The 23,831-nt window shown below is 61.8% G+C and carries 20 protein-coding genes; 9 read left to right on the top strand and 11 right to left on the bottom strand.

The window, feature by feature from the left end:
* Window positions 1-59: 59 nt before the first annotated feature.
* From N4Q37_RS08740 to N4Q37_RS08715, 6 genes are all read left to right on the top strand, one after another.
* Window positions 60-1,400, top strand: a complete 1,341-nt coding sequence (locus N4Q37_RS08740; protein ID WP_260956979.1) for a sensor histidine kinase — start codon at window positions 60-62, stop codon at window positions 1,398-1,400.
* Between the two features lie 248 nt (window positions 1,401-1,648).
* On the top strand, window positions 1,649-3,076 hold the full coding sequence (locus N4Q37_RS08735; protein WP_260956976.1) for a di-heme oxidoreductase family protein: 1,428 nt from the start codon (window positions 1,649-1,651) through the stop codon (window positions 3,074-3,076).
* 31 nt (window positions 3,077-3,107) lie between these two features.
* Window positions 3,108-4,172: an imelysin family protein gene (locus N4Q37_RS08730; RefSeq protein WP_260956974.1), complete on the top strand. Its 1,065-nt coding sequence runs from the start codon at window positions 3,108-3,110 to the stop codon at window positions 4,170-4,172.
* Window positions 4,173-4,174: 2 nt separating this feature from the next.
* Window positions 4,175-5,272 carry a DUF1513 domain-containing protein gene (locus tag N4Q37_RS08725; RefSeq protein ID WP_260956972.1) on the top strand — a complete coding sequence of 366 codons (1,098 nt, stop codon included), beginning with the start codon at window positions 4,175-4,177 and terminating at the stop codon, window positions 5,270-5,272.
* A 155-nt stretch (window positions 5,273-5,427) separates the two neighbouring features.
* Window positions 5,428-6,576: an efflux RND transporter periplasmic adaptor subunit gene (locus N4Q37_RS08720; protein ID WP_260956970.1), complete on the top strand. Its 1,149-nt coding sequence runs from the start codon at window positions 5,428-5,430 to the stop codon at window positions 6,574-6,576.
* Between the two features lie 13 nt (window positions 6,577-6,589).
* Window positions 6,590-9,616 carry a multidrug efflux RND transporter permease subunit gene (locus N4Q37_RS08715; RefSeq protein ID WP_260956968.1) on the top strand — a complete coding sequence of 1,009 codons (3,027 nt, stop codon included), beginning with the start codon at window positions 6,590-6,592 and terminating at the stop codon, window positions 9,614-9,616.
* Between the two features lie 58 nt (window positions 9,617-9,674).
* On the opposite strand, the gene N4Q37_RS08710 is transcribed toward N4Q37_RS08715, so the two are convergent.
* The 5 genes from N4Q37_RS08710 to colR all read right to left on the bottom strand — a co-directional run bounded on the left by N4Q37_RS08710 (window position 9,675) and on the right by colR (window position 13,340).
* On the bottom strand, window positions 9,675-9,902 hold the full coding sequence (locus N4Q37_RS08710; RefSeq protein WP_260956966.1) for a hypothetical protein: 228 nt from the start codon (window positions 9,900-9,902) through the stop codon (window positions 9,675-9,677).
* A gap of 2 nt (window positions 9,903-9,904) precedes the next feature.
* Complete coding sequence (locus tag N4Q37_RS08705; protein ID WP_260956965.1) at window positions 9,905-10,615, bottom strand: lipopolysaccharide kinase InaA family protein; 711 nt, start codon at window positions 10,613-10,615, stop codon at window positions 9,905-9,907.
* A 4-nt stretch (window positions 10,616-10,619) separates the two neighbouring features.
* Window positions 10,620-11,288, bottom strand: coding sequence for a class I SAM-dependent methyltransferase (locus tag N4Q37_RS08700; RefSeq protein WP_260956963.1), 669 nt, complete (start codon window positions 11,286-11,288; stop codon window positions 10,620-10,622).
* Window positions 11,289-11,377: 89 nt separating this feature from the next.
* Window positions 11,378-12,667 (bottom strand): sensor histidine kinase, encoded by a 1,290-nt coding sequence (locus tag N4Q37_RS08695; protein ID WP_260956961.1) that lies wholly within the window; start codon window positions 12,665-12,667, stop codon window positions 11,378-11,380.
* Window positions 12,657-13,340, bottom strand: a complete 684-nt coding sequence (gene colR / locus N4Q37_RS08690) for a two-component system response regulator ColR (RefSeq protein ID WP_260956959.1) — start codon at window positions 13,338-13,340, stop codon at window positions 12,657-12,659. The genes N4Q37_RS08695 and colR overlap by 11 nt, the downstream gene beginning before the upstream one ends.
* A gap of 210 nt (window positions 13,341-13,550) precedes the next feature.
* On the opposite strand from colR, the gene N4Q37_RS08685 reads away from it, so the two are divergent.
* Window positions 13,551-15,500, top strand: coding sequence for an LTA synthase family protein (locus N4Q37_RS08685; RefSeq protein ID WP_260956958.1), 1,950 nt, complete (start codon window positions 13,551-13,553; stop codon window positions 15,498-15,500).
* A 52-nt stretch (window positions 15,501-15,552) separates the two neighbouring features.
* Window positions 15,553-16,296, top strand: coding sequence for a phosphatase PAP2 family protein (locus tag N4Q37_RS08680; RefSeq protein ID WP_260956957.1), 744 nt, complete (start codon window positions 15,553-15,555; stop codon window positions 16,294-16,296).
* Between the two features lie 70 nt (window positions 16,297-16,366).
* On the opposite strand, the gene ccoM is transcribed toward N4Q37_RS08680, so the two are convergent.
* The 3 genes from ccoM to N4Q37_RS08670 all read right to left on the bottom strand — a co-directional run bounded on the left by ccoM (window position 16,367) and on the right by N4Q37_RS08670 (window position 17,275).
* Window positions 16,367-16,483 (bottom strand): cytochrome c oxidase subunit CcoM, encoded by a 117-nt coding sequence (ccoM, locus tag N4Q37_RS27695; RefSeq protein WP_285229303.1) that lies wholly within the window; start codon window positions 16,481-16,483, stop codon window positions 16,367-16,369.
* Between the two features lie 189 nt (window positions 16,484-16,672).
* Window positions 16,673-16,837, bottom strand: coding sequence for a hypothetical protein (locus N4Q37_RS08675; RefSeq protein WP_260956956.1), 165 nt, complete (start codon window positions 16,835-16,837; stop codon window positions 16,673-16,675).
* Window positions 16,838-16,933: 96 nt separating this feature from the next.
* On the bottom strand, window positions 16,934-17,275 hold the full coding sequence (locus tag N4Q37_RS08670; protein WP_260956954.1) for an aspartate-semialdehyde dehydrogenase: 342 nt from the start codon (window positions 17,273-17,275) through the stop codon (window positions 16,934-16,936).
* Between the two features lie 228 nt (window positions 17,276-17,503).
* On the opposite strand from N4Q37_RS08670, the gene rapA reads away from it, so the two are divergent.
* On the top strand, window positions 17,504-20,350 hold the full coding sequence (gene rapA / locus N4Q37_RS08665) for an RNA polymerase-associated protein RapA (RefSeq protein WP_260956952.1): 2,847 nt from the start codon (window positions 17,504-17,506) through the stop codon (window positions 20,348-20,350).
* Between the two features lie 545 nt (window positions 20,351-20,895).
* Here the strand turns inward: rapA and N4Q37_RS08660 are convergent.
* The 3 genes from N4Q37_RS08660 to N4Q37_RS08650 form a co-directional block, all read right to left on the bottom strand.
* Window positions 20,896-21,762 carry an ATPase gene (locus tag N4Q37_RS08660; protein WP_260956950.1) on the bottom strand — a complete coding sequence of 289 codons (867 nt, stop codon included), beginning with the start codon at window positions 21,760-21,762 and terminating at the stop codon, window positions 20,896-20,898.
* A gap of 107 nt (window positions 21,763-21,869) precedes the next feature.
* Window positions 21,870-22,862 (bottom strand): NAD-dependent epimerase/dehydratase family protein, encoded by a 993-nt coding sequence (locus tag N4Q37_RS08655; RefSeq protein ID WP_260956948.1) that lies wholly within the window; start codon window positions 22,860-22,862, stop codon window positions 21,870-21,872.
* 63 nt (window positions 22,863-22,925) lie between these two features.
* The gene (locus N4Q37_RS08650) at window positions 22,926-23,825 is read right to left on the bottom strand and encodes a LysR family transcriptional regulator ArgP (RefSeq protein ID WP_260956946.1); all 900 of its coding nucleotides are present in this window, start codon (window positions 23,823-23,825) and stop codon (window positions 22,926-22,928) included.
* Between the last annotated feature and the right edge of the window lie 6 nt (window positions 23,826-23,831).

Raw genomic sequence — 23,831 nt, 5'->3', positions numbered from 1 at the left:
AGCGTCCACAGCCCAACGGCCCATCGCCGTTGGGCTTTCTTTGTTTTCGAGGATTGACCGTGCGTTCATTGTTCTGGCGCGTCCTGGCCAGTTTCTGGCTGGCCATCGCCCTGGTTGCAGGGCTCTCGATCCTGCTGGGCCACATGCTGAACCAGGATGCCTGGATTCTCAGTCGCCACCCGGGGCTCAACACCCTGGCCGAAGAATGGACGCAAACCTACGAAAGCCAGGGTGAAGACGCCGCCCAGGACATCCTGCAACAGCGCAAGCACCAGTATCACATCGACGTCCAGGTGCTTAACGAAAGCGGCGATCCGGTGGTGCGCGGCACGTTCCCCCATCGCGCCGCAGCCTTCGAGGCGCGGCAGAACAACGACGATCGGCGCCTGCCCTGGCGACGGCTGACCGATGAATTCACCAGCGCCAAGACCGGCGACACGTACCTGTTCATCTACCGCATCCCCCATCCCGAACTGGACGCCTGGCACCGCGACAGCCTGCTCTGGCCTCTCAGTGCCTTGGGGATCGCCCTGGTGGTACTGACCTTGTTCAGTCTGCTGGTGACATTGTCCATCACCCGCCCGCTGAGTCGCCTGCGCGGTGCGGTGCATGACCTGGGCCAGGCCACCTATCAGCAGAACAGCCTCGCCAAACTGGCCAACCGGCGAGACGAATTCGGCGTCCTGGCGACCGACTTCAACCGCATGGGTGCGCGCCTGCAAAGCTTGATCGCCAGCCAGCGTCAACTGCTGCGCGACGTTTCCCACGAACTGCGCTCGCCCCTGGCCCGGCTGCGCATCGCCCTGGCCTTGGCCGAGCGGGCCGGCCCCGAGGAGCGGGAAAAGCTCTGGCCGCGCCTGACCCGCGAATGCGATCGCCTGGAAGCCTTGATCAGTGAAATCCTGGTATTGGCCCGGGTCGATGCCGACAACGCCGGCGCCGAGGAAGTGGACCTCAACGCTTTGTTGGTCACCCTGCAAAAAGACGCGCAACTGGCCTCACCGGAACAAAGCGTACAGCTGGAGGTGGAACCGAACCTGAATCTCACGGGCTGGCCGACCATGATCGAGCGGGCCGTGGATAACCTGCTGCGCAACGCCCAGCGCTTCAACCCGGCCGGACAACCCATCGAGGTGCGAGCGCTACGCCAGGGGGAACGGATCACGGTGAGCGTGCGCGACCATGGGCCGGGCGTAGACGCCGAACACCTGGGCCAGTTGGGTGAACCGTTCTACCGCGCGCCAGGCCAGACCGCCGCCGGCCATGGCCTGGGCCTGGCCATCGCGCGCCGGGCCGCCGAACGCCATGGCGGCGCGCTGGTGCTGGGCAATCACCCGGGTGGCGGGTTCATCGCAACACTGGATCTGCCGTTGGTGCCGGGAGCTGTGGCCCAGCCATAACTTCAAAGCAAGCCGCTAAACCCGTGGCTAAGCATATTTGTGGGAGCAAGGCTTGCCCGCGATGAAGTCGATGCGCTCTTTCAGAGATCAAGGTGCCTGTTTCGCGAGCTAGCTTTGCTCCCACAGCTTCCCCTTACCGCAGTGACTCAAGCGCAATCCCCTCAAACGAAACGCTAATTCCTCTTATTCAAACCGCCCCGCCCTGTTAGACTTTGCGCCCTCGTTCGACTCGTCCTCCAGGATTCCCAATGCCGTCGCTGCCTCTTCGTTTATGCGCACTGTTCATGGCCCTGGGCCTGAGTGCCTGCGATGATGCCCCGCGCTTTACCCAGGCCGAACCCGGTGAAGCCAAGTCCGGCGGGAGCGCGACCGTACGCAAGAGCGACCAGAACGCCTTTTCCCTGCCCTCGGCCAACCTGCCGCCCTCACGGCGCGTGGACTTCAGCGTCGGCAACAGTTTTTTCCGTAGCCCCTGGGTGATCGCACCGTCGACCACCACCGCGCGGGATGGCCTCGGGCCGTTGTTCAACACCAACGCCTGCCAGAACTGCCACATCAAGGATGGTCGCGGCCATGCTCCAGAGCCGGACGCGGCCAGCGCGACCTCAATGCTGGTGCGCCTGTCGATCCCCGACGCACCGCCCTACGCCAAGGTCATCGAGCGGCTGGGGATCGTGCCGGAGCCCGTCTACGGCGGGCAACTGCAAGACATGTCCGTGCCCGGCGTCGCCCCCGAAGGCAAGGTGCGGGTCGACTACAGCGCCGTCCCGGTGCGCTTCAAGGACGGCACCGTGGTGGCGTTGCGCAAGCCGAGCCTGCAGATCAGCCAACTGGCCTACGGTCCGATGCACCCGGATACGCGTTTTTCCGCCCGCGTCGCGCCGCCGATGATTGGCCTGGGGTTGCTCGAAGCCATCCCCGAAGCGGCCATCCTGGCGAACGCCGAGGCACAGGCCAAGGCGCACAACGGCATTGCCGGGCGGCCCAATCAAGTCTGGGACGACGTGCAGCAAAAGACCGTGCTGGGACGTTTCGGCTGGAAGGCCGGGCAACCCAACCTCAACCAACAGAACGTCCACGCCTTCTCCGGTGATATGGGCCTGACGACGAGCCTGCTGACCTCCGACGATTGCACGGCGGCCCAGGTCGACTGCAAGCGGTCCTCCAATGGCAACGGCCCTGACGGCGAGCCGGAAGTCAGCGACAACATCCTGCGGCTGGTGCTGTTCTACAGCCGCAACCTCGCCGTGCCAGCGCGTCGGGACGTGAATTCGCCCCAGGTGCTGGCCGGCAAGAACCTGTTTTTCCAGGCTGGGTGCCAGTCCTGCCACACGCCGAAATACACCACGTCGGCCGATGCCGCCGAGCCGGAGCTGGCAAACCAGGTCATCCGCCCCTACACCGACCTGCTGTTGCACGACATGGGCGAAGGCCTGGCCGACAACCGCAGCGAGTTCAAGGCTAGCGGTCGTGACTGGCGCACCCCGCCGCTGTGGGGCATCGGCCTGACCGAAACCGTCAACGGCCACACCCAGTTCCTGCATGACGGTCGTGCCCGCAACCTGCTCGAGGCCGTGCTGTGGCACGGTGGTGAAGCGCAGGCTGCACAGCGACAGGTATTAGCGTTCAATGCCGAGCAGCGCGCCGCGCTGTTGGCCTTCCTGAATTCCCTTTAAACGCGTTTTTCTCGAGAACCGGGAGCCCGACATGTTCCGTCCCAAGCTGTTGTTCACCAGCCTCGCCGCCCTCGCCCTCGGCGCCTGCTCGCCCCAGGACCCGCAAGCGGTCACTTCGGCCGCCATCGCCAAGCAAGTGATCCTGCCGACCTATAGCCGCTGGGTCGATGCCGACCGACAACTGGCCACCAGCGCCCTGGCGTTCTGCCAAGGCAAGGAAAACCTGGAAACCGCCCGCGCCGACTTCCTCAAGGCGCAAAAAGCCTGGGCTGAACTGCAACCTTTGCTGATCGGCCCGCTGGCCGAGGGCAATCGCGCCTGGCAAGTGCAGTTCTGGCCGGACAAGAAAAACCTGGTGGGTCGCCAGGTCGAGCAACTGGTCAACAGCGAGCCGCAGATCGACGCCGCCGGCCTGGCCAAATCCAGCGTCGTGGTCCAGGGCCTTTCCGCCTACGAGTACCTGCTGTTCGACGCCAGGATCGACATGGCCGACAGTGCGCAAAAAGCCAAATACTGCCCCTTGCTGGTCGCCATCGGCGAACGCCAGAAACAACTGGCCGAAGAGATCCTGTCACGCTGGAACACCAACGACGGCATGCTCGCCCAGATGAGCAAGTTCCCGAACCAGCGCTACGCCGATTCCCACGAAGCGATCGCCGACCTGCTGCGGGTCCAGGTCACCGCCATCGACACCCTGAAGAAAAAACTCGGCACGCCGATGGGCCGGCAGAGCAAGGGTGTGCCCCAACCGTTCCAGGCCGATGCCTGGCGCAGCCAGTCCTCATTGCAAGGCCTGGAGGCCAGCCTGAGCGCGGCACGAACCGTCTGGGTGGGTGTGGATAACAAAGGCCTGCGCGGCCTGTTGCCCAGCGAGCAAAAACCGCTGGCCGACAAGATCGACGCTGCCTACGATGCCTCGCTGAAACTGTTCGCCAGCAGCCAGCGCTCGCTGACCGAAATGCTCAACGACGACGCCGGGCGTCAGCAACTCAACGACTTGTACGACAGCCTCAACGTCGTCCATCGCCTGCACGAAGGCGAACTGGCCAAGGCGCTGGGCATCCAACTGGGCTTCAATGCCAACGACGGTGACTGATCATGTTTCGACGTCAGGCTCTGGCACTGGGCAGCTTGCTGCTCGGCGCCGTCACCCTGGGCGGCTGGACGCTGTTCAAGCAAAAGGACAAGGGACCGCTGTTGCTTTCGGCACGGGACGACGGCGACGGCAAGCACTATGCCGTGGGCTATCGGCTGGACGGTACGCGGGCGTTCGCCACCCAGGTCGGCCAGCGTTGCCATGACATCGTCAACCATCCGACCCAACCCATCGCGCTGTTCGTCGCCCGTCGCCCAGGCACCGAAAGCTACCTGATCGACCTGCGTAACGGCGCCCTGCTGCAAACCCTCACGTCGTTGCCGAACCGGCACTTCTATGGCCATGCAGTGATTCATAAAAGCGGCGAATGGCTGTACGCCACCGAGAACGACACCACCGATCCGGGACGTGGCCTGTTGGGTGTGTACCGTTTCGAAGGCGAGCGGCTGGTGCACAGCGGCGAGATTTCCACCCACGGCATAGGCCCACACCAGGTGTCCTGGATGCCCGACGGCGAGACGCTGGTGGTGGCCAACGGTGGCATTCGCACCGAGGCCGAAAGCCGGATCGAAATGAACCTCGACGCCATGGAACCCAGCCTGGTCCTGATGCAGCGCGACGGCACGTTGCTGAGCAAGGAAACCCTTGCCCAGTCGATGAACAGCGTGCGCCACCTGGGCATCGCCAGCGACGGCACCATCGTGTCTGGCCAGCAGTTCATGGGCGACGCCCACGAGTCGTCGGAGTTGCTGGCGATCAAGCGACCGGGCCAACCGTTCAAGGCATTCCCGGTGCCCGAGTATCAATTGCAGGCCATGGGGCACTACACCGCCAGCGTTGCGGTACACAGCGGTCTGCGCCTGGTCGCGCTGACCGCTCCCCGTGGCAATCGCCTGTTCATCTGGAACCTGGACAGTGGCGAAGTCCGCCTGGATGCACCACTGCCCGACTGCGCCGGCGTGGGTGCGGTGGCCGACGGTTTCGTCGTCACCTCCGGCCAGGGACGCTGCCGTTATTACGACTGTCGGCAGCCGCAAGTGATGGCAAAGCCACTGGATCTGCCGGCAGGGCTCTGGGACAACCATTTGCATCTGGCCTGACACCCGGGAGCGAAGCCCGATGGCGCCGAGCTCCCTGCATTTTCAGAAAAGTCCCACGTACCACCCGCCCGCCCGCATCTGGAATAGCGTGCACACTCGGAGTAATGTGCCCGCCTATCCGTATTTCTCTCAGCTCTTTTCCAAGGAAGTGGAACATGCTGCGACGCCGCATGCTGATCATGTTGGGTGTTGTATTGCTGGCGGTGCTAATGCTCGCTGGCTACAAGGCTTTCTCTATCTACCAGCAGATCCAGATGTTCTCCGCACCCAAGCCGCCGATCAGTGTCGCCGTGGCCACGGCTGTCCAGCAGCCCTGGCAGACGCGCCTGCCCACCGTTGGCAGCCTCAAGGCGCTGCAAGGCGTGAACCTGAGTCTGGAGATTGCCGGGACCGTTCAGAAGCTGGAGTTCCAGTCCGGGCAGAAGGTCAAGGCCGGCCAGCCGCTGCTGGAACTGGACAGTGACGTCGAAAGCGCCTTGCTGGAAACCGCCGAGGCCGACCTTGGTTTGTCACAACTGGATTTCGGCCGTGGTCGGCAATTGGTGGGCAGCCAGGCGATCTCCAAGGGCGAGTTCGACCGGCTCTCGGCGCAACTGAAAAAGAACCAGGCCACGGTCAACCAACTCAAGGCTTCGCTGGCCAAGAAACGCATCCTGGCGCCGTTCAGCGGCACCATCGGCATTCGCCAGGTGGACGTCGGCGACTATCTGGCCAGCGGCACGGTGATCGCCACCCTCCAGGATCTCAGCAGCCTCTATGTGGACTTCTACGTCCCTGAGCAAACCGTGCCCAGGCTCGCCGTTGCCCAGCCGGTCGACGTCAGTGTCTCGGCCTACCCCGGGCAAGTCTTCGTCGGCCGTATCAGCGCCATCAATCCCAAGGTCGAGGACACCACCCGCAACGTCCTGGTGCGCGCCACCCTGGCCAACCCCGACGGCAAGCTGTTGCCCGGCATGTTCGCCAACCTGCAGGTGATCCTGCCGGATGTGGCTGACGCCATCGTCGTACCGGAAAGCGCCGTGACCTATACCCTTTACGGCAACTCCATGTACGTGGTGAGCCAGAAGAAAGCCGCCGACGGCAAGGTCGAGAAAGACGACAAGGGCCAGCCATTGCTGATCGCCGAACGGCGTTTCGTTGAAACCGGTGAGCGACGCGACGGCAAGGTACTGGTCTCCAAAGGCGTGCAGAGCGGCGAACAGGTCGTGGTCGCCGGCCAGATCAAGCTCGATAACGGTACGCCTATCGCCATCAGCGACGACAAGACCCTGACCGAACAGAACAGCCCGCCCCGCGCGGACTGATCAAGGAACCCTCATGGCTTTTACCGATCCGTTCATCCGCCGTCCGGTGCTCGCCACCGTGGTCAGCCTGCTGATCGTGCTGCTGGGCTTCCAGGCCTGGAACAAGTTGCCCCTGCGTCAGTATCCGCAGATGGAAAACGCCCTGATCACGGTGACCACCGCCTACCCCGGAGCCAACGCCGAGACCATCCAGAGCTACATCACCCAACCGATGCAGCAGAGCCTGGCCAGCGCCGAGGGCATCGACTACATGACCTCCGTCAGTCGCCAGAACTTCTCGGTGATCTCGGTCTATGCCCGCATCGGCTCCAACAGCGACCGGCTCTTTACCGAACTGCTGGCCAAGGCCAACGAGGTCAAGAACCAGTTGCCCCAGGACGCCGAGGACCCGGTGCTCAGCCGCGAGGCCGCCGATGCCTCGGCGCTGATGTACATCAGCTTCTTCAGCAAGGAGCTGAGCAACCCGCAGATCACCGACTACCTGTCACGGGTGATCCAGCCCAAACTGGCGACCCTGCCAGGCATGGCCGAGGCGGAGATTCTCGGTAACCAGGTCTTCGCCATGCGCCTGTGGCTGGACCCGGTCAAGCTCGCCGGTTTCGGCCTGAGCGCCGCCGACGTGACCGATGCCGTGCGCCAGCACAACTTCCTCTCCGCTGCGGGTGAAGTGAAAGGCGAGTATGTGGTCACCAGCATCAACGCCAACACCGAACTCAAATCCGCCGAGGCCTTCGCCGCGATCCCGCTCAAGACCGACGGCGACAGCCGCGTGTTGCTGCGCGACGTGGCCCGGGTGGAAATGGGCGCGGAGAACTACGACACCATCAGTTCCTTCGGCGGCACGCCCTCGGTGTACATCGGGATCAAGGCCAATCCGGGCGCGAACCCGTTGGATGTGATCAAGGAAGTGCGCAAGATCATGCCGGACATGGAGGCCCAGCTCCCGGCCAACCTCAAGGCCGAGATCGCCTATGACGCCACCCTGTTCATCCAGGCCTCCATCGACGAGGTGGTGAAAACCCTGTTCGAGGCGGTGCTGATCGTCATCGTGGTGGTGTTCCTGTTCCTCGGCGCCCTGCGCTCGGTGGTCATCCCGGTGGTCACCATCCCGCTGTCGATGATCGGCGTGATGTTCTTCATGCAGTTGATGGGGTATTCGATGAACCTCCTGACACTGCTGGCGATGGTGCTCGCCATCGGCCTGGTGGTGGACGATGCCATCGTGGTGGTGGAGAACATTCATCGACACATCGAGGAAGGCAAGAGCCCGCTCGAGGCCGCGATAGAAGGTGCCCGGGAAATTGCCATGCCGGTGGTCTCGATGACCATCACCCTGGCGGCGGTGTACGCGCCGATCGGCCTGCTCGAGGGGCTGACGGGAGCGTTGTTCAAGGAGTTCGCATTAACGCTGGCGGGCGCGGTGGTGATCTCCGGGATCGTTGCCCTGACCCTCTCGCCCATGATGTGCGCCATGCTCCTGCGCCACGATGAGAATCCCTCAGGGCTCGCCCATCGACTGGACGTGGTCTTCGAGCGCTTGAAGACCCGTTACCAGCGCCTGCTCCACGGCACCCTCAACACCCGGCCGGTGGTGCTGGTGTTTGCCGTGATCGTACTGCTGCTGATTCCGGTGCTGATCATGTTCACCAAGTCCGAACTGGCCCCCGATGAGGACCAGGGCATCATCTTCATGATGGCCAACGCCCCGAAGACGACCAACCTCGACTACCTGAACGCCTACACCGATCATTTCCTTACCATCTTCAAGGAGTTCCCGGAGTACTACTCCTCCTTCCAGATCAACGGCTACAACGGCGTGCAGTCGGGCATCGGCGGCTTTTTGCTCAAGCCCTGGAACGAACGCAGCCGCACCCAGATGGAAATCCTGCCCGAGGTCCAGGGCAAGCTGGAGAGCATTCCCGGCCTGCAGATCTTCGGCTTCAACCTGCCCTCGCTGCCGGGCACTGGCGAAGGTTTGCCATTCGCGTTTGTCATCAACGCACCGAAGGACTATGCGACGCTGCTGGAGATCGCCGAGCGGGTCAAGAAGCGCGCGTTGGAATCCGGAAAATTCGCCTTCATGGACATCGACCTGGCCTTCGACAAACCCGAAGTCGTGGTGGATATCGATCGCGCCAAGGCCGCCCAGATGGGCGTTTCGATGCAAGACCTGGGCGGCACCCTGGCAACCCTGCTAGGTGAATCCGAGATCAACCGCTTCACCCTCGAGGGACGCAGCTACAAGGTCATTGCCCAGGTTGAACGGCCGTTCCGGGACAACCCCGACTGGTTGAACAACTACTACGTGAAAAACACCAAGGGCGAATCGCTACCACTGTCGACCTTGATCAAGGTCAGCGACCGGGCGCGGCCGCGGCAACTGAACCAGTTCCAGCAACTCAACGCGGTGACGATCTCGGGCTTTCCCACCGTAAGCATGGGCGAGGCGATCGAGACTGTCCGCCAGATTGCCCGTGAAGAAGCACCGGTAGGGTTCGCCTTCGATTACGCCGGCGCGTCGCGTCAGTTCGTTCAGGAAGGCAGTGCGCTGTGGGTGACCTTCGCCCTGGCGCTGGCGATCATCTTCCTGGTACTGGCGGCTCAATTCGAAAGCTTCCGGGACCCGTTGGTGATCCTGGTGACAGTGCCATTGTCCATCTGCGGCGCATTGATCCCGCTGTTCCTCGGTTGGTCAAGCATGAACATCTACACCCAGGTAGGGCTGGTGACGCTGATCGGCCTGATCAGCAAGCACGGGATCCTGATCGTCGAGTTCGCCAACCAGTTACGTAAGGAACAGGGCCTGACGCCGCGCGAAGCCGTGGAACAAGCCGCCTCGATTCGCCTGCGACCGGTGTTGATGACCACCGCGGCGATGGTGTTCGGCATGGTGCCCCTGATTTTCGCCACCGGTGCAGGCGCGGTGAGCCGCTTCGACATCGGCACGGTAATCGCCACGGGCATGTCGATTGGCACGCTGTTCACGTTGTTCGTGCTGCCTTGCATCTACACGATGCTGGCCAGGCCGGACAAAGCCTGAGGGTGTTTGGAAAAACAAAGGCCTCGCATGTGCGAGGCCTTTGTTTTGCTTCTGACATTCAACTCTGCGGCCTCATCCCCTGGGAAAGGCTGAACATGAGCAGCAACAGGTCGTTATCCGGTCGAACCGCTTCACTGGCCTTGGCCACATGGGGCAAAGGACAATGTTCGTCCGTACTGGAAACACCGAGGATCTGCGAGCGTGGCTGCTCCCACACAGCCACCGCCATCGATGCAACTGCCAGGGCTCCCGCTAAAAACAAACCTCTAGCAATTTCTAGTTTCATCGCTACAAACCTTTGATAGCGCTGCCAAACGCCGTCTCATGAAAATAGACGAGTTTCTTCCAATCAACGTCGCTGAACGACGAATGGCGCCGCAGTTGCTTCATGTCATGGGAGGCCGCACGCCGGGCGGTCAGCCGCTGGCGACACTTCTCGAAATCCAGCAACGCCACTTCGACCTTGGCCATCGCGCCTTCTCCGGTCACCCGCACGAACACATGCTTGATGTAGAGGCAGCCATGTTGCCAACGCCCCCTGTGCATGCGCGCCAGGTTCTCGGCCAATGCCTGGAGGAGTTGGTCATGCACTGCTTCACCATGGCGTTCGCGTCCGCCGCCGGCATACCAATGCTCGATTTCCTCGAAACCTTCAAGCGCCTGGGTCACCAGCAGCGCGCGCCACTGGTGAACCGGGTCTCGTTGTGCGCCGCAGAAAACCAGCCGGGGGACGTGGACATCGAGTCGGGTCAGCGCCACGAGTGCGTCTTGCTCACGCAACACGGTGGGTCGACCGAACGGGTGCAGCGCACTCCGATAAATATGTCCCGTCTGACGCTTGGCATAAAGCAGTTCGCCATGTCTTCCGGTGATCCGTTGTACGCCGCTTTCGCCACCGCGACGCACATTCGGCTCTTCCACCCATTCACCCCGCAGGCTCCAGAAGTGTTCGAAGCTGTCTTGGGAAATTCCCGATGTTTCGGCTACCTGCACAACCATGCTGTTACCTCTTGCGCAATACATAAACTCGCCACATGGCATAGAGCGGCAGGAAATCCAGTCGTTCCTGAATGCGGAACCCAGCCTGCCGGAACTCCTCTTCTACTGTGGCGACCGGTAACACAAATCGATTCTGATACTTTTGATGACCCCGGGTGCGCTCCGTGCGCTTGCGTTTCCAGGCCTTGAAATTGCCATCGACCCACAATGAAACGATCACACTGTCACGGCTGACCCGTTCGAATTCCTTCAGGATCGCCAGTCGGTGCGCGGGTTCGCCTATGTGATGCAACAAACGCATGCAAAAAATGCTGTCGACGGCGTTATCGGGCAAGGCAATGTCGAACGCAGAAGTGTGCAAGGGTTGTACCCGTTTTACGACATCGGCGGGTTGCGATTGCAACGCGGTCTGGATCATGGCTTCGGAATTGTCCGCCCCGATGATGACCCGGTTCGGCTTTTCGGCCAGCATGGACCAGAAACGCCCGGCACCGCAGGGCAGGTCCAGCACCAGGCCCGGATCACCGACCAGCGCCAATGCGCGGCGGGCCAATTGCTGGTCTCGCAGGTTGGACAGGCGACGACTCAGGCCGTTGCGGTGCTTGTGGAAGTACCGCTTGGCATGCTGCTCGTCATATTTTTCGGAAAAATCGAGCTTGACGGGTTTAGACATTGTGGGGCTCCAATTCTGATCAGCCCCACCTTATGAAGTGGCATGTCATCTATTTGTGAAAACTTTGTCACACAAACAAAGCAAATATTTCAGGATTTTTCCAAGCCCTCAGGATTCAGCTCAACCTCAAAACGACAACCGTTGGGCTCCATCGTGCTCAGGCTTACCGTCCAGCCCTGGTTTTCGCAGATCCGCTGCACCAGCGACAGCCCCAGCCCCAGCCCTTCGCCGCGCTTTTCGTTACCACGCACGAACGGCTCGAACATGGCCTCACGCTTCTCTTCAGGGATGCCCACGCCGCTGTCCTCGACCACGAATCCACTGTCTGTCAGCGACAGACGGATAAAGCCCTGGTCGGTGTAGTGCAAGGCGTTGCGCAGCAGGTTGCCCATCACCGCCGTCAGGAACGTCGCGTTATACGGTGTATCAGCGGTTTGACCCGGTTCGAAAATCAATGTCAGGCCTTTGGTCTCGATGGGCGCGCGCCACATCCCGAGCAGGTTTTCAGCCACTTGGCCCAACGTCAGTCGAGGCGCCATGCCGTTATCATCGCGCTGGGCCCTGGCGAGCATCAGGAAGGTCTGTACCAGTTCGCGCATCTCTTCAACGGCCCGGTTGATGCGCTCAACCTGGGAACGCCCACGCGGGTCCAGCGCCGGGTTTTCCAGCAGCAATTCGCAAGAAGTCGCCAGGACCATCAATGGGGTGCGCAATTCATGGCTCACGTCGCTGGTAAACAAACGTTCACGGGTCAACGCCTGGCGCAAGCGCCCCAGCGTCGCATCGAACGCCACCGCCAACTCACCCACCTCATCGGCGGCATAATCCGGAGCCAGCGGCGGGGCGAGCCCGAGGAGCTGGTCACGATGACGCACTTGCCGGGCCAGGCGCACCACCGGGGCCATCACCCGACGTGCCAGGACCCAACCCAGGAACACCGCCAGCGCCAGGCTGAGCACGAAGCCCACCAGCACCACGGCGAACAGCACACGTTCGCGTTCTTCGAAGTCACTCTGGTCCTGCAAGAGCACATAGCGCCGGCCGTCGACGATCTCGACCATGGCGTGATAAGACAACTGCTCGCGAAATACCTCGTGGAAACCACGCTCCAGATGGCGCAGGTCCTTGGGCAACTCGAAGTCACCCGGGCCGCCGCTGAAATAAAACAGCTGGTCGGGTTCCGGCCGATGGTTCCAGTCCGAAACGCTGTCCATCAGCAGCAAGCGTTGCAGGTCGCCACCCAGCCCGGCGGAGATCAGTTTCTCCTCCACCAGGTGCACCGTCGCCACGATGCCCAGGGCGAACGCCCCGGCCACCAGCGCACTCATCAGTGCAAAGGCGATGATGATCCGTTGGGCAAGGCTCTGCTTAAACTCCATCGCGTCCCTCGGCCAAGCGATAACCCACACCGTGCACGGTGTGCAGCAACGGCTTGTCGAACGGTTTGTCGATCACTTGGCGCAGTTGATGGACATGGCTGCGCAGGCTGTCGCTGTCCGGGCAATCATCGCCCCACAAGGCTTCCTCGAGGATCTCCCGGCGCAGCACGTGGGGGCTTTTCTGCATCAGTACCGCCAGCAACTTCAGGCCCACCGGATTGAGTTTGAGCAGCTTGCCATCACGGGTCACTTCCAGGGTGTCGAGGTCGTAACTCAGGTCGCCGACCTGCAAGGCACGTCGACCGCCGCCCTGGGCCCGACGCATGACCGCTTCGATCCGCGCCGCCAGCTCCGACAGGGCAAAAGGCTTGATCAGGTAATCGTCGGCACCGGACTTGAAGCCTTGCAGGCGATCGTCCAGTTGATCCCGGGCGGTGAGCATGATCACCGGCGTATCCCGCCGGGCGTCTTCGCGCAGGCGCTTGCACAAGGTGTAGCCATCGATACCCGGGAGCATGATGTCCAGCACGATCAGGTCGTAGTGTTCGGTCGCGGCCAGGTGCAACCCCGACAAACCGTCCTGGGCACAATCGACGGTATACCCCTTGAGCCCCAGGTAATCGGCCAGGTTGGCCAGAATGTCACGGTTGTCTTCAACCAATAGAATGCGCATGGGCACCTCCTGCGTACACGGTGAACGGCCGTCGTGGCCCGCGCAGCTTACGGCCTATACCGATTCAGGGCTAGGGCTGCAAGCGACGCCGAAACAATGACGTGGCCCCATACCTCGTTTAATGAGTTTTTCACTATCGATTCACAACCTGACTACAGTGAAGTAGCAACACTTTCGCGCTATCGGATTGAAATATAAGGAAAGTAGTAAATGGACTTTATAAAAACGGCGCCCATGCGCTTTCTGCTGTTGGTCAGCGGCACCTGGCTGGTGGTGTTCTTGTTGACCCGGACAATCTTGTTGCTGACTCATCTGGATGAGGCCGGTGGCGGTGCATTTAGCCTGTTCGGTATTGGCCTGCTGTATGACTTGGGTTTCCTCGCCTATGCGATCTTGCCGATGGGCCTGTACTTGTTGCTATGTCCGCCGGCCTTATGGCACCGGCGTGGTCACCGCTGGTTTCTTCGCACACTGCTGACCTTCAGCGTGTACGCCATGCTCTTCACCGCGGTCGCCGAATGGTTGTTCTGGGATGAGTTTGGCGTGCGCTTCAACTTCATTGCCGTCGACTACCTGGTGTACTCGGATGAAGTGCTCAACAACGTGCTGGAGTCGTACCCGATCGGCACCCTGCTGACGACTTTTGCCGTGCTGGCAATGGGTGTGAGCCTGGCCCTGCGCAAACCGTTCGATGCCGCGCTGGCAGCGCCGTTGCCGTCCGGACGGGGGCGCCTGTTCAATGCGCTGGGCCTGCTGGCCGTCGCGGGCCTGAGCCTGCAGTTGCTCAGCCAGGACGCACCGCGCACCCAAGGCGGCAACGTCTATCAGAACGAACTGGCGAGCAACGGCCCTTATCAGTTCTTCGCCGCGTTCCGTAACAACGAGCTGGACTACGGTCAGTTCTACGGCAACCTGCCCCCTGAGGCTGTGGCCCGGCAGATCCGCGCGGAACTCAACGAACCGTCCAGCCGTTTCATCGGTGAAGACCCGCAAGATATCCGGCGCATGATCGATAACCCAGGCCAGGTTCGTAAGCCCAACATCGTGCTGGTGACCATCGAAAGCTTCAGTGCCAAATACATGGGCAGCAACGGTGACACGCGCAACCTGACGCCCAATCTGGATACCTTGCGCAAACAGAGCCTGTACTTCAATAATTTCTACGCCACCGGCACCCGCACCGACCGTGGCCTGGAAGCCATCACCCTGGCGATCCCGCCAACCCCGGGCCGTTCGATCGTCAAGCGCATCGGTCGGGAAAGCGGCTTCGCCAGCCTGGGCCAGCAATTGAGCTCGGTCGGCTATGACAGCGTGTTCGTCTACGGCGGACGCGGCTACTTCGATAACATGAACGCCTTCTTCAGCGGCAATGGCTATCGCGTGGTCGACCAAAGCAGCGTCGACGAATCCGAGATCCACTTCAAGAACGCCTGGGGCATGGCCGATGAAGACCTGTACAAGCAAACGTTGAAACTGGCCGATGCCAACTACACCAAGCAGCAGCCCTTCCTGCTGCAATTGATGACCACCTCCAACCATCGTCCCTATACGTATCCAGACGACCGGATCGACATCAAGTCCGGCAATGGCCGGGATGGAGCAGTGAAGTACACCGACTATGCCATTGGTCAGTTTCTGGAGCGGGCCCGGCAAAAACCGTGGTTCGATAACACGATTTTCGTCTTCGTCGCCGACCACACGGCCGGCAGCGCCGGCAAGGAAGACCTGCCAATCAGCAATTATCAGATCCCGCTGTTCATCTATGCGCCGAAGCTGATCGAGCCGCGAGAAAACGCCCAACTCGCCAGCCAGATCGACCTGGCGCCCACCTTGCTCGGCTTGCTGAACCTGGATTACCAATCGACGTTCTTCGGGCGCGACCTGTTGAAGGACAACCCGCTGCCACCCCGTGTCGTTGTCGGCAACTACCAGCATCTGGGCCTGTTCGATGGCAAGGACCTGGCGATCCTCAGTCCTCGCCAAGGCTTGCGGCGCCATGACGATGCGCTGACCGAAAGTCGCGAATCCCGGGTTACCCGCGACGATTCGTTGATCCGCCGCACCATTTCGTATTACCAAACCGCCAGTTATGGCTTCAAGCAACAGCTGCTTGGTTGGAAAGCACCCAAGGAGGGTGTCGACCAAGTCAGCGAACGTTAACCGAACCGCCCCAGGCTGATGCCCTGGGGCGAGTTTTTGTCCAGGACCTGTCATGTCATCAAGTGTTGTACGCTCCAGCCCTCGCCCGCTGAACCTCTGGCTATGCCTCGGGATTCCCGCCCTTGTGGCGCTCGTTCTGGTTTTGCTGGAATGGACCGACCTGGACATGGTCCTGGCCCGAATGTTCTATGACCCCGCCGCTGGCGGCTTCATCGGCCATCACAGTTACTTTCTGGAGAACATCCTCCACGACCGGGCGAAGCAATTGGTGATCGCCTTTTCGGTGTTGGCCATTGTCGGTTTCATCAGTAGCTTTTTCGTCACCCGCTTAAAACCCTTCAAGCGCGAACTGGGGTGCCTGGTGCTATCGCTGGGGCTGGCAACGTCCTTTGTCACCCCGATGAAAGCGGTAACGGCGGTGCAGTGCCCGTGGAGCCTGAAGGAGTTCGGCGGCAAGGAAACCTACAGTGAACTGCTGAGCCCGCGTCCGGCCACCGACAAACCCGGCCGCTGCTGGCCCGGTGGTCACGCCGCCACCGGGTTCACGTTGTTCGCGCTGTTCTTCGTCCTGCGCGACCGGCGCCCACGCCTGGCCCGTCGGGCCTTGGTCTTCGCGTTCACGTTGGGAACGGTGTTTTCCCTGGGGCGGATGATGCAAGGGGCGCATTTCTTTTCCCACAACGTATGGACGGCGGTGTTCTGTTGGCTGATTTGCCTGGGGTGTTATTACTTCATCCTGTACCGACCGGCTTTCGCAGTCGAACGCGTGGCCGTGACCCGTCCGGCCAATGCCTGAAAAAAGAGCAAAAAAAAGGGCGACCGAAGTCGCCCAAAATGCCTTGCGTGCTCGTTGTAGCTGGAAAAACCTACGGTTTTCTGCGCTTGTGTGCGTCTTTCCAGATGAATAATCCAAAGCCTGCGAAAAATACAAACATGAGGCCTACGGTCAACACCCCGGCAAACACCACATTATCGAAAAACATGACTGGCCTCCTGGTCTTGCCCTTGCTGCGATGGGTGCAAGTTAACCAATCAGGCCTGGATGAAAATTGACCGGGGTCAATAACGCCCGCAACGGGGCGTAAAGGTGGGGAATAAACTGATCTGCATCAACAAATAAGGGGGTGTCGTCGGAGAATCGAGAGAGCGCCGTCAATGAATCGGGGAAGCCATCAACGTTTTTTTTTCGGTTTGTTCTTCGGCTTTTTCCCAGGCTTGCCCAATGGCATGGCTTGCTCGAAAGCCTGGCGGACTTCGTTGAGGCGTTTTTCGTTGAGGTCATGAACGCGCTTGGCGCGTTCGGCGCTGAGGTCGATCAGCTTGTCGTCTTGGCTCATGGCGTGTCGGCACCGAAGTTCGTGGAATGCTGGTGCGTCCATGATGGGGGCTGTCGCTGGCGTTGACCAGCCTGCGTACGTCGGCCAGCGCCCGGGTCAGATCTTGATATCGACCCACAAGCCCCGGCGCGCTTCATCTTCGATCAGCGGCACCACCGGCACGGTGTTGTCGGCATTCAGCTCCGTCCCAGGCACCGCCAGGTGCTCCTCGGGATCTTCATCGGCCTCGCGACGGCGCCTGTCGCGCTCCTGCTGGCGACGCTGTTCCTCGCGCAACAGCAGTGCGGATTCCTCCGGATCGCGCTTTTGCAGGTCGATGGTGCTCTCGTTGGAGGTTTGCTGCACCGGGACCACGGGCGGTATATCCGGTCGCTGGCGGACTGGATCCTGTTGAGCGGTGATGGGTACGGCGCTCAAAGGGAGCATGGTTGGCAACATAAAGGTCTCCTGTCCTCAGGTTGTCGGCGGTGGGGGCGAAGGCTTGAACCGCTGGTCCGAAACTTGTGATCCGGTTGGCACTACTACACTTGAGCAGTGTGGAGCCTGTTTGATCGTCGAACGCGCTTAAGTTCCCTGCGGTGAGCGCCGCGAGCGTACGTAAACCCTTTGGTCTGAAGATGCATTCCGTTAAGATAGCCGGCTTTTTCAAGGCGGGAGTCAGGCAGCATGGCGCAGCAGTATCAACCGGGGCAACGCTGGATCAGTGACAGCGAAGCCGAGCTGGGTTTAGGCACCGTTCTGGCACAGGACGGCCGCTTGTTGACCGTGCTCTACCCGGCCACTGGCGACACACGCCAGTACGCGCTACGGAATGCGCCCCTCACCCGCGTGCGGTTTTCGCCAGGCGATGTGATCACGCATTTCGAAGGCTGGAAAATGACCGTGCGCGAAGTCGATGACATCGATGGGCTGCTGGTCTACCACGGCCTCAACGGGCAGAACGAAGTCGTCACCCTGCCGGAAACCCAGCTGTCGAACTTCATCCAGTTCCGCCTGGCCAGCGACCGTCTGTTCGCCGGCCAGATCGATCCGCTGGCCTGGTTTTCCCTGCGTTACCACACCCTGGAACACACCAGCCGCCAGTTGCAGTCCCCACTGTGGGGCCTGGGCGGCGTACGCGCCCAGCCGATCGCCCACCAACTGCACATCGCCCGTGAAGTGGCCGATCGCATTGCGCCACGGGTATTGCTGGCAGACGAAGTGGGCCTGGGCAAGACCATCGAGGCCGGCCTGGTCATCCACCGGCAATTGCTGTCCGGTCGCGCCAGCCGCATCCTGATCCTGGTGCCGGAAAACCTCCAGCACCAGTGGCTGGTGGAAATGCGCCGCCGGTTCAACCTGCAAGTCGCGCTGTTCGATGAAGAGCGTTTCATCGAAAGCGATGCCAGCAACCCGTTCGAAGACACGCAACTGGCCCTGGTGGCGCTGGAATGGCTGGTGGACGACGAAAAGGCCCAGGATGCGCTGTTCGCCGCCGGTTGGGACCTGATGGTAGTCGACGAAGCCCATCACCTGGTCTGGCACGAAGACCAGGTCAGCCCGCAATACGCGCTGGTCGAACAATTGGCCGAGACGATCCCCGGTGTGCTGCTGCTCACCGCGACCCCGGAGCAACTGGGCCAGGACAGCCACTTCGCGCGCCTGCGCCTGCTGGACCCGAACCGCTTCCATGACCTCAAGGCCTTCCGCGCCGAGAGCGAAAACTACCGCCCGGTGGCCGAAGCCGTGCAGGAGCTTCTGGACAAGGGCCGTCTTTCGCCCAAGGCCCATGAAACCATCCGTGGCTTCCTGGGTAACGAAGGTGAAGCACTGCTGACCGCCGTCAACGATGGCGATGTCGAGGCCAGCGCTCGCCTCGTGCGCGAACTGCTGGACCGCCACGGCACCGGTCGCGTGCTGTTTCGCAACACCCGTGCCGCCGTGCAGGGGTTCCCGGAGCGCAAGCTGCACGCCTATCCGCTGCCGTGCCCGGACGAATACCTCGAACTGCCCTTGGGCGATCACGCCGAGCTGTACCCGGAAGTCAGCTTCCAGGCCCAGGCCGACGCCAGCGAAGAAGAACGCTGGTGGCGTTTCGACCCGCGCGTCGAATGGCTGATCGACACCCTCAAGATGCTCAAACGCACCAAAGTGCTGGTGATCTGCGCCCACGCCGAAACCGCCATGGACCTGGAAGACGCCCTGCGCGTGCGTTCCGGCATCCCGGCCACGGTGTTCCACGAAGGCATGAGCATCCTGGAACGTGACCGTGCCGCGGCCTATTTCGCCGACGAAGAGTTCGGCGCCCAGGTACTGATCTGTTCGGAAATCGGCAGTGAAGGTCGCAACTTCCAGTTCGCCCATCACCTGGTACTGTTCGACCTGCCGTCCCACCCGGACCTGCTGGAACAGCGGATCGGTCGTCTGGACCGGATTGGCCAGAAACACACCATCGAGCTGCATGCCCCGTACCTGGAAACCAGCCCGCAAGCGCGGCTGTTCCAGTGGTACCACGAGGCCCTCAACGCCTTCCTCAACACCTGCCCGACCGGCAACGCCCTGCAACATCAGTTCGGCCCACGCCTGCTGCCCTTGCTGGAAGAAGCCGACGATGGCCAGTGGCAAGCACTGATCGACGAGGCCCGCGCCGAGCGCGAACGCCTGGAAGCCGAGCTGCACACGGGTCGCGACCGCCTGCTGGAGCTCAACTCCGGAGGCGCCGGTGAAGGCGACGCGTTGGTGGAAGCCATCCTTGAGCAGGACGACCAGTTCGCCCTGCCGATCTACATGGAAACCCTGTTCGACGCCTTTGGCATCGACAGCGAGGACCATTCGGACAACGCGCTGATCCTCAAGCCGAGCGAAAAAATGCTCGACGCCAGTTTCCCGCTGGGCGACGACGAAGGCGTGACCATCACCTACGACCGCAACCAGGCACTGTCGCGCGAAGACATGCAGTTCATCACCTGGGAACACCCGATGGTGCAAGGCGGCATGGACCTGGTGTTGTCCGGCTCGATGGGCAACACCGCCGTGGCGCTGATCAAGAACAAGGCGCTCAAGCCCGGCACCGTGTTGCTGGAACTGCTCTATGTCAGCGAAGTGGTCGCCCCGCGCGCGCTGCAACTGGGCCGCTACCTGCCGCCGGCCGCCCTGCGCTGCCTGCTGGACGCCAACGGCAACGACCTGGCCGCCCGGGTGTCGTTCGAAACGCTGAACGACCAGCTCGAAAGCGTGCCACGCACCAGTGCCAACAAGTTCATCCAGGCGCAACGTGACCAGCTCACGCCGCGGATCAATGCCGGCGAAGACAAAGTCGCCCCGCGTCATGCCGAGCGCGTGGCCGACGCCCAGCGTCGCCTGGCCGCCGACATCGACGAAGAACTGGCACGCCTGACCGCCCTGCAAGCCGTCAACCCGACCGTACGCGACAGCGAACTGGTGGCCCTGCGCCAACAGCGCGAGCAAGGCCTGGCGATGCTCGAGAAAGCAGCGTTGCGCCTGGAGGCGATTCGGGTGTTGGTGGCGGGCTGAAGCCCTCTGAGCAAGCCCCCCTGTGGCGAGGGAGCTTGCTCCCTCGCCACAGGTTTTAGGTTGTCTGGGCTGGCCTCATCGCGAGCAAGCTTTGCTCCCACAGGCGATTTGTGTGCACATAACATTCATGAACACCCGAAATCCCCTGTGGGAGCAAAGCTTGCTCGCGATAGCCTCACCCCAGTTGCACAGAGGCTTTGGCTTTGGCTTTGGCTTTGGCTTTGGCTTTGGCTTTTGATCTTGACGCCCCGTTAACCACGCTGGCCGAACGCAGGCATTGCGCAGTGGGCATCCCGGCATGGAGGCCGGGATAGCCGCGCTGGGCCATGGAGGGCCCTTCGCGGCGGGCCCACGGAGCAATGCCGGAGTGAGGGAACACCTCGCCGAGGCGAGGTGCCGAGTGGTGGGGCAAAGCGCTTTTGGTTACTTTTGGCGCTCTTCCAAAAGTGACCCGCCGTCAGGGCGGAACCGCCAGCCGCCGTTACCGCAAAAACGGATATACACCCGCTCTCACAACCCCCGCTCTGTAAGAACGAACTCCCAGCTCACTGCCCCCGAGCACTAAGCTGCTGCTGCAAATGCTGAATCTGCGCCTGCAGCGTATTGATGTTACGAGTGACCTGCCCCCGGAACGCATCAAACTCAGCCGTGCCGGAGCCGCGGTTTTCCTGCTGGCTCTTGAGCACCATCATGTCCTGCTCCGCGTTCGAGTTGGCCCTCTTCAACGCAGTGATATCGGCACCAATGCTCTTGAGCTGGGCATCCAGAACACCACCCTCGCCCTGGTTTTTCAGAGCGGAAACTTCAGCCGCCAGCGCCTTGAGCTGGGCTTGGAGCTCCTTGTTGGCAGCTTGCAGTTGGGTATTGGCGTTCTGCTGTTCAGTGGCCTGGGCAATGAGTTGGGCCAGTTCCTTGTCCAGGTCGGCGGATGGACCGAACGCGCCTTGCAGCAGTTTGTACTGTTCCTGCAGCTTGCTGTCGTATTGCCGGGCCTGCTCCTGCAACTTGTTGTCCAACTGTTTGACTTGCAATTTCAAGGCTTCGCTGTCGCTCATCACATTGGACTGCCCGGCAACCACCTTGCCGGAAATGTCCTGCAAGCGCCCCGCCGCATCCTCACTGATCCGGGCGAAGCTTTCCTGCGTAGCCACCAGTTGCTGCTCCATCAGGGAAATCTGCTGAAAGCTCCACCAGGCCAGGAAACCGAACGCACACAACAACGCACCGACCAGCGCCCACAAAGGCCCGGTGCTGGGTCCCTTGACCTTGACCGCGGCCACGGGCGCAGGGCGCGCTTGCACGTGAGGCTGCTGGCGGTTGGGCAGGAAATCATCGTCATCGGGAATGTCGGCCCGCATCCGCAGGCTCGGTATATCGTCGAAGTCGTCGTTGGCATCGTTACGCATGGGCATGGGTTCAACCTTTGGGAAACCGGTAATGGCATGATGCGACGAGTATAACCCCCTCGCCCGCCGCACCGATTGACCCCGAACCCGGCAGTCGGTTCAGGATGGGCCGATCAGCGGACATTCTGGCCCTTGTACCAGGCGCAGAACTCATCGAGGGCAGCCCACAGGCTGACCTGCGGATCATAGTCCAGATAATGCCGCGCACGACTGATGTCCAAGGTGAAATGCTTGTTCATGACCTGCATGCCCAGGCGCGACAGCGTCGGTTCGGGACGGCCGGGCCAGAGCTTGCAAAGACCTTCGTTCAAGGCGGCGACGCCATAAGCCAGGCCATAAGAACGGTAACGCCGGACCTGCGGGACCTCCATCTGGCGCATCACATAATTGATCACGTCCCACAGCGGCACCGGGGCACCGTTGCTGATGTTATATGCCTTGCCCAACGCCGAACCGGTGGCCAGCAGGCTGCTGAGCAGCGCTTCGTTGAGGTTCTGCATACTGGTGAAGTCCACCTTGTTCAAACCGTTGCCGACGATCGCCAGCCGCCCCTTGCGCTGCATTTTCAGCAGGCGCGGGAAAATGCTCATGTCGCCGGCGCCGGTCACGAAGCGCGGGCGCAGGGCCAGCACTTCGAGGCCGAATTCCTGGGCGCCGAAGACTTTCTGCTCGGCCAGGTATTTGGTAGCGGCATAAGGATGCTTGAAACGCTTGGGCACTTGCTCCTCGGTCAACCCGAGGTGATCTCGACCGTCAAAGTAGATGGACGGCGACGACAGGTGGACCAGGCGCCGGACCTTCTGCTTGAGACAGGCTTCGACGATGTTTTCCGTGACCTGGACGTTGCCCTCATGGAAATCCTGGTAGCGCCCCCAGACCCCAACCGATCCAGCGCAATGCACCACGGCCTCGACATCCAGGCACAGGTCGCGGGCCAGCAGCGGGTCGCCCAGGTCCCCCTGGATAAACTGCGCGCCGCGGCGCACCAGATGCTCCACGCTCTCGGCCCGGCGACCGGTGACCCGTACCTCCAGGCCCTGCTCCAGGGCGAAACGCGCAAAGCGTCCGCCAATGAAGCCGCTCGCGCCGGTGACCAGAATTTTCATTAATGCTCCTAAGAAGTGCGGTGACGAGCCTCAAGCTACAAGCTGCACGTTGTGACTTGACGCTTATTGCTGCTCCCAAGGCACCAGCCACTGCCGCGAGGATCGGACCAGTTGTTCCGTCAGGGAAGCAAGCAGTTGCCCGCCGTTGCGCCAATGATGCCAGTACAGCGGCACATCGATCGGCTTATCGGCAAGCAGCTCCACCAGCGAGCCCCGCTCCAGCGCTTCGCGCACCTGCAATTCCGGCACCAGCCCCCAACCCAGTCCGGCTTCAGTCAAACGAATGAAGCCCTCGGAGGATGGGCAGAGATGATGCTCGAAGCCGCCCTCCACGCCCAGGGAAGCGAGGTAACGGTGTTGCAGGAAATCGTCCGGGCCGAACACCAATGCCGGCGTACGCGCCAACTGGTCGGCCCGCACGCCGTCGGGGAAATGCCGGGCGATGAACGCCGGGCTGGCCAGCGCCCGATAGCGCATGGCACCGAGCAACACGCTACGCGCACCGGCCACCGGGCGTTCACTGGCGCAGACACAGGCCGCCACCTCGCCGGCGCGCATGCGCTTGAGGCCCACGGTCTGATCTTCCACCACCAGGTCGAGCAGCAAATGGTGCGCGGCGCAGAAATCGCCTACCGCAGCCGCCCACCAGGTCGCGAGGCTGTCGGCATTCAAGGCGATACGCAAGCGCTCGGGCAGGCCTTCGTCATCCAGTGCCGGCACCAGGCTTTGCAGGTCGCGCTCCAACAGACGCACCTGTTGCACATGGTTGAGCAGGCGGCGGCCGATCTCGGTGGGCGTGGGCGGTGTGGCACGTACCAACACGGGCTGGCCGACCCGCGCCTCGAGCAACTTGATGCGCTGGGAGACGGCCGACTGCGACAACCCCAGCACCTGGGCTGCACGCTCGAAACCGGCCTGTTCGACTACCGCCGCCAGTGCCGAAAGTAATTTGTAGTCGAACATCAATTT

The organism is Pseudomonas citri (assembly GCF_025336485.1).
Taxonomy (GTDB): Bacteria; Pseudomonadota; Gammaproteobacteria; order Pseudomonadales; family Pseudomonadaceae; genus Aquipseudomonas; species Aquipseudomonas citri.
Note: the sequence above shows the minus strand (reverse complement) of the source record. Positions and strands in the feature narration are given on the sequence as shown.

What these genes read in the sequence shown, in the direction of transcription:
- rapA (WP_260956952.1), top strand. Translation starts at nt 17,504, where the DNA reads ATGGCGCAGCAGTATCAACCGGGGCAACGCTGGATCAGTGACAGCGAA.
- N4Q37_RS08650 (WP_260956946.1), bottom strand. Translation starts at nt 23,825, where the DNA reads ATGTTCGACTACAAATTACTTTCGGCACTGGCGGCGGTAGTCGAACAG.
- colR (WP_260956959.1), bottom strand. Translation starts at nt 13,340, where the DNA reads ATGCGCATTCTATTGGTTGAAGACAACCGTGACATTCTGGCCAACCTG.
- N4Q37_RS08730 (WP_260956974.1), top strand. Translation starts at nt 3,108, where the DNA reads ATGTTCCGTCCCAAGCTGTTGTTCACCAGCCTCGCCGCCCTCGCCCTC.
- N4Q37_RS08700 (WP_260956963.1), bottom strand. Translation starts at nt 11,288, where the DNA reads ATGTCTAAACCCGTCAAGCTCGATTTTTCCGAAAAATATGACGAGCAG.
- N4Q37_RS08705 (WP_260956965.1), bottom strand. Translation starts at nt 10,615, where the DNA reads ATGGTTGTGCAGGTAGCCGAAACATCGGGAATTTCCCAAGACAGCTTC.
- N4Q37_RS08680 (WP_260956957.1), top strand. Translation starts at nt 15,553, where the DNA reads ATGTCATCAAGTGTTGTACGCTCCAGCCCTCGCCCGCTGAACCTCTGG.
- ccoM (WP_285229303.1), bottom strand. Translation starts at nt 16,483, where the DNA reads ATGTTTTTCGATAATGTGGTGTTTGCCGGGGTGTTGACCGTAGGCCTC.
- N4Q37_RS08685 (WP_260956958.1), top strand. Translation starts at nt 13,551, where the DNA reads ATGGACTTTATAAAAACGGCGCCCATGCGCTTTCTGCTGTTGGTCAGC.
- N4Q37_RS08720 (WP_260956970.1), top strand. Translation starts at nt 5,428, where the DNA reads ATGCTGCGACGCCGCATGCTGATCATGTTGGGTGTTGTATTGCTGGCG.
- N4Q37_RS08715 (WP_260956968.1), top strand. Translation starts at nt 6,590, where the DNA reads ATGGCTTTTACCGATCCGTTCATCCGCCGTCCGGTGCTCGCCACCGTG.
- N4Q37_RS08655 (WP_260956948.1), bottom strand. Translation starts at nt 22,862, where the DNA reads ATGAAAATTCTGGTCACCGGCGCGAGCGGCTTCATTGGCGGACGCTTT.
- N4Q37_RS08660 (WP_260956950.1), bottom strand. Translation starts at nt 21,762, where the DNA reads ATGCCCATGCGTAACGATGCCAACGACGACTTCGACGATATACCGAGC.
- N4Q37_RS08675 (WP_260956956.1), bottom strand. Translation starts at nt 16,837, where the DNA reads ATGAGCCAAGACGACAAGCTGATCGACCTCAGCGCCGAACGCGCCAAG.
- N4Q37_RS08670 (WP_260956954.1), bottom strand. Translation starts at nt 17,275, where the DNA reads ATGTTGCCAACCATGCTCCCTTTGAGCGCCGTACCCATCACCGCTCAA.
- N4Q37_RS08725 (WP_260956972.1), top strand. Translation starts at nt 4,175, where the DNA reads ATGTTTCGACGTCAGGCTCTGGCACTGGGCAGCTTGCTGCTCGGCGCC.
- N4Q37_RS08735 (WP_260956976.1), top strand. Translation starts at nt 1,649, where the DNA reads ATGCCGTCGCTGCCTCTTCGTTTATGCGCACTGTTCATGGCCCTGGGC.
- N4Q37_RS08710 (WP_260956966.1), bottom strand. Translation starts at nt 9,902, where the DNA reads ATGAAACTAGAAATTGCTAGAGGTTTGTTTTTAGCGGGAGCCCTGGCA.
- N4Q37_RS08695 (WP_260956961.1), bottom strand. Translation starts at nt 12,667, where the DNA reads ATGGAGTTTAAGCAGAGCCTTGCCCAACGGATCATCATCGCCTTTGCA.